We start from the raw sequence: 3841 nt of genomic DNA on the forward strand, positions 1-3841 counted from the left end.
TCTTCAAAATAGTCATCCATTTTCATTTCCCCGTAATTACCTTTTCGCTTGGTAGTCTTTAGAGATACTTTTCCACTTTCAACGGACTTTATAACTGCACGTTGTTTTTCTCGTAGAGTCTTAGTCGTAAATATATTCTTTGTATTTCCCTTTGCCCTCTGCAACTCCTCCGCTTGCCAAATCAACTGATCCTTCAAATTCTTACCATCCACCACATTATAAGGAAACTTAGCTCCCCCAGCTAGCTGATACTGTGGTGCATAAGGTAAAAACTGAGACAAATTTACACTTTCAGCAGTATCACCAGCCGCTTTTGCAGCTTTTTTGGCACCTGCTTTGGTTGTTGCCACGCCTGTCTTCGTAACTGTGCCCGCACCTTTTGTACCAAACACTGTTGTGGCTGCGGTACCCAGTGCATACGTTACCCAGTGTGAGCGGCTTTCGGCATCACCATTGACTATATCACGTTCGTATGACTCTGCTATTGCATTTGCTACGTATTTGTTGGTATCCCACGGGTGAAGAATCATATTTCCCATCGACTCTAACGTTTCATCCGGATGTACAACGGTATTGTATAAGCCAACCGCCGTATCTTTTACTACATCAGCACCACCTAGCACTGCACCCTTTCCCATGTTGTATGCCCCTTTTCCGAACTCAACAGTGCCTTCCATTATCTTGGTCCATAAACTTGCTTCTACCTCTTCCTTTGTGACAGGATCACCATACACTTCTTTTAAAATAGTAGGAAGGGAAGGAAGCTTTAGTGCTGTCAATGCAACAAATGTAGTAATGGAATAATCGGAGGCAAAGGTACGTGTCATCTCATTTATGTATTGATCGAGTAGTTTCTGATCTTCCCCTACTTGATTTAAAGATTTTGTTTGTGTATATAGCAATTGAAATTTGAGCCACATGACAACTTGAAATTGAGCCACCATAAGTTTGTGAATTTTATTTTCCTCATAACTCAATTGGATTTATATGGAGAGGCGGGCATGATACCCTGATGGGGGTGCGTAATCCTTCCCATCCGCACGCTTTCGCAAAGAAGTCATGCCCGTAGAGGCTCCATGTCAATCCTACGCGGTAATAAAATATTTTATCTAAGTTTGTGAATACCTCTAATTTTAGGTGGCTCAAAATTAGTTGCGAAATGGCTCAAATTTCAATTGCGAAATACAGTTTGTTCGTGATCCAGATCATACAGCTGTTCCACATCATTTTTCGCTTTTCTTTTTCCCTTTTGTACCATGGAGTTAAATTTCTCTGTGTCAATCGCTGGGATCAGAAACAAGACCATGGACCCATTGTTTAGAGGATTGGATGTTTACTGCAGTTATTCTGGTACTTGGGTGTAAAAGGTAATGAATCATACAAATTTATCAAACAGTCCATGAAATGTGGATAAACGGTTCTGCCCAAAAGCAATTAATTTCTGCACACTACGCAAAGAACCTTGAAGGGTATGTCATCAATCAAGGTTCTACTAGTTATTTACGTCTCCATGTATGTTATTTTACGGTAAATTCGACTAAAATGGTCAAAGTTACATATTAAATAAGGTTCTTTTATTTACTCAAAATCAATATCCTATCGTCCTTCATCATTCTCTCGAAAAATCCATCTAAGGAATCTGTGATTTTTATATCAGCATAATAAATGGTCTTATCTTGTTCTTCTCCCATTCCCATTAGCAATAATGTACTTTCATCGCTTCAAAAAACCAATTTGTCCTTTTCAAGTTCTTCAACAGATAACCTTTCCTTGATTGAATTAGGTAATAAATTTACATACCCAAAGTTTTACAGTTATGATTGTTCCAAGACTAGGACATCACAATTTTGAATTGAAAATTCCTTTAATAAGTCTATAGCGTTTTGAGTTAAAACCAATTCCCCCTTTGGTGAAAGACAAAAGTGATGTCCCGACCAATTTTTATATTGTACTCCTTCTATTTCAACTGTTCCTAGCGGAATAAATCTAACAAAAGAAGGAATTTTTTTATTAGGATATAATTCCTTAAATTCATCGGAGGTTGTTACAAGGCATTTTTCTATTCTATAGTCTTTAAGTTCACTCTTTTTTAACTCATCTGCCAAATCACTTGTTATTATATAGGCTGGTGCCGACTCTAAAATATCATCACCTAACCATCCTTCGAACTCATAATGCAGAAATTTGACTTTTCCTGATATTCCTTTTTTCTCCACATCCTCATCTGTACCATATAGTGTTTTCTTCCCATGGCCACCAGACACTTCTGGCTCTAGAAAGTATAATTTCATAGGTAAGCGTCCTTTCTATTTTATTATCATTTTTTCACAGGCGGATTGAATTTTTCACCATATTTTTTATCTAACTCAATCATATAATTTATAACTTCCTCTTTTGTAGGATTAGGATGATTTCTATAAAATCTATTCCAGTCCTTCCTAATTTTTGATAAGTGAATATCGTTATTAATTTCTTTCGGTATTCCCCTTAAATTCTCCAATGCATGTATTTCCTCCAGTGAAAATAGATTTGGAAATCTTTTTAGAACTTGTTGCTCAACAGCATGATGAACAACAACACTGCCTTCCAGTTCAGGGTATGCCTCAAAGAAGGTTTTTCTATAATTTTCTATATCTTTAACAGTTTTCCTTGTTCCCTGCAAACTCTCTGCCTTCAAAATCAACTGATCCTTCAAATAGTTCCCATCTACCACATTATAAGGTACCTTAGCTCCCCCAGCCAGCTGATAATGCGGTGGATAAGGTAAAAACCGCGACAAGTCCATATTTTTCACAGTATCACTGGCCGCTGTTGCAACTTTTTTGGCACCTGCTTTGGTTGTTGCCACGCCTGTCTTTGTTACCGTACCAGCGCCTTTTGTGCCAAACACTGTTGTGGCGGCGGTACCCAGTGCATACGTGACCCAATGTGCACGGCTTTCGGCATCACCATTGATCATGTTCGTAAGATTCCGCTATCGCATTTGCTACGTATTTGCTGGTATCCCACGGGTGAAGAATCATATTTTCCATTGACTCTAATGTTTCACCCGGATGTACAACGGTATTGTATAAGCCAACCGCAGTATCTTTTACGACATCAGCACCACCTAGCACCACACCCTTCCCCGTGTTGTATGCTCCTTTACCAAACTTCACAGTGCCTTCCATTATCTTGGTCCATAAACTTACTTCTACTTCTTCTTTTGTAACAGGATCGCCATACACTTCTTTTAAAATTGTAGGAAGGGAAGGTAGCTTTAGTGCTGTCAATGCATCAAAAGTAGTGATGGAATAATCGGAAGCAAAGGTACGTGACATCTCATTTTTGTACTGATTCGATAGTTCCCGATCTTCCCTGACTTTACGTAACGATTTTGTCTGTTCCTTGTACAGGTCATATAGCTGTTCCACATCATTCTTTGCTTTCTTTTCCCCTTTTGTACCATGGAGTTAAATTCCCCTGTGTCTAGCCTGGGTAATGAGACGAGATCAGCAATACTGGCCATGATCCGATTTGCTTCGTCAGCTAATCCTTCCGTTACCTGTCTCGCTTTATCCAATTCATTTTGAACGTCATTGTCCAAGAACTCTTTCGTGCAAGTCCTTCTTCATTTGGTTAATAGTATAGGACAACTTACTGCAGCTTTTCTAGGGTTTGCAGATGTTTAGATGATACCAGTCCACCTTGATCACAAGAAAAAACCTTGAAAGGAATTTACCAATCAAGGTCTATGTTTGTAACGTTTTCGTTTTCTGTTTTTTTCTTTTCTACACACTTTGTCATAATAAAACTACATCAAGCTATACCGTGGCTTTGTTCAGACCTTTAGTTATCCAGA

3 protein-coding genes and 2 pseudogenes are annotated in these 3841 nt (G+C 38.7%); all 5 read right to left on the reverse strand.

Annotated features, from left to right (window positions below; all coding sequences use genetic code 11):
• A pseudogene (locus ACW2QC_RS19960) lies at positions 1 to 902 on the reverse strand (hypothetical protein); the annotation flags it as partial.
• 912 nt (positions 903 to 1814) lie between these two features.
• Positions 1815 to 2291 (reverse strand): hypothetical protein, encoded by a 477-nt coding sequence (locus ACW2QC_RS19965; RefSeq protein WP_457545681.1) that lies wholly within the window; start codon positions 2289 to 2291, stop codon positions 1815 to 1817.
• 26 nt (positions 2292 to 2317) lie between these two features.
• A complete protein-coding gene (locus ACW2QC_RS19970) occupies positions 2318 to 2959 on the reverse strand; it encodes a hypothetical protein (protein WP_457545682.1) in 642 nt (213 codons plus the stop codon).
• Positions 2946 to 3413 (reverse strand): hypothetical protein, encoded by a 468-nt coding sequence (locus ACW2QC_RS19975; protein ID WP_457545683.1) that lies wholly within the window; start codon positions 3411 to 3413, stop codon positions 2946 to 2948. The genes ACW2QC_RS19970 and ACW2QC_RS19975 overlap by 14 nt, the downstream gene beginning before the upstream one ends.
• Before the next feature lie 47 nt (positions 3414 to 3460).
• Positions 3461 to 3586: pseudogene (locus tag ACW2QC_RS19980) on the reverse strand (T7SS effector LXG polymorphic toxin); the annotation flags it as partial.
• Positions 3587 to 3841 lie beyond the last annotated feature (255 nt).

The organism is Virgibacillus sp. FSP13 (genome assembly GCF_054048505.1).

Bases quoted from the DNA above. Each gene is read 5' to 3' on its own strand.
- ACW2QC_RS19965 (WP_457545681.1), bottom strand. From the start codon at position 2,291: ATGAAATTATACTTTCTAGAGCCAGAAGTGTCTGGTGGCCATGGGAAG.
- ACW2QC_RS19970 (WP_457545682.1), bottom strand. From the start codon at position 2,959: ATGATCAATGGTGATGCCGAAAGCCGTGCACATTGGGTCACGTATGCA.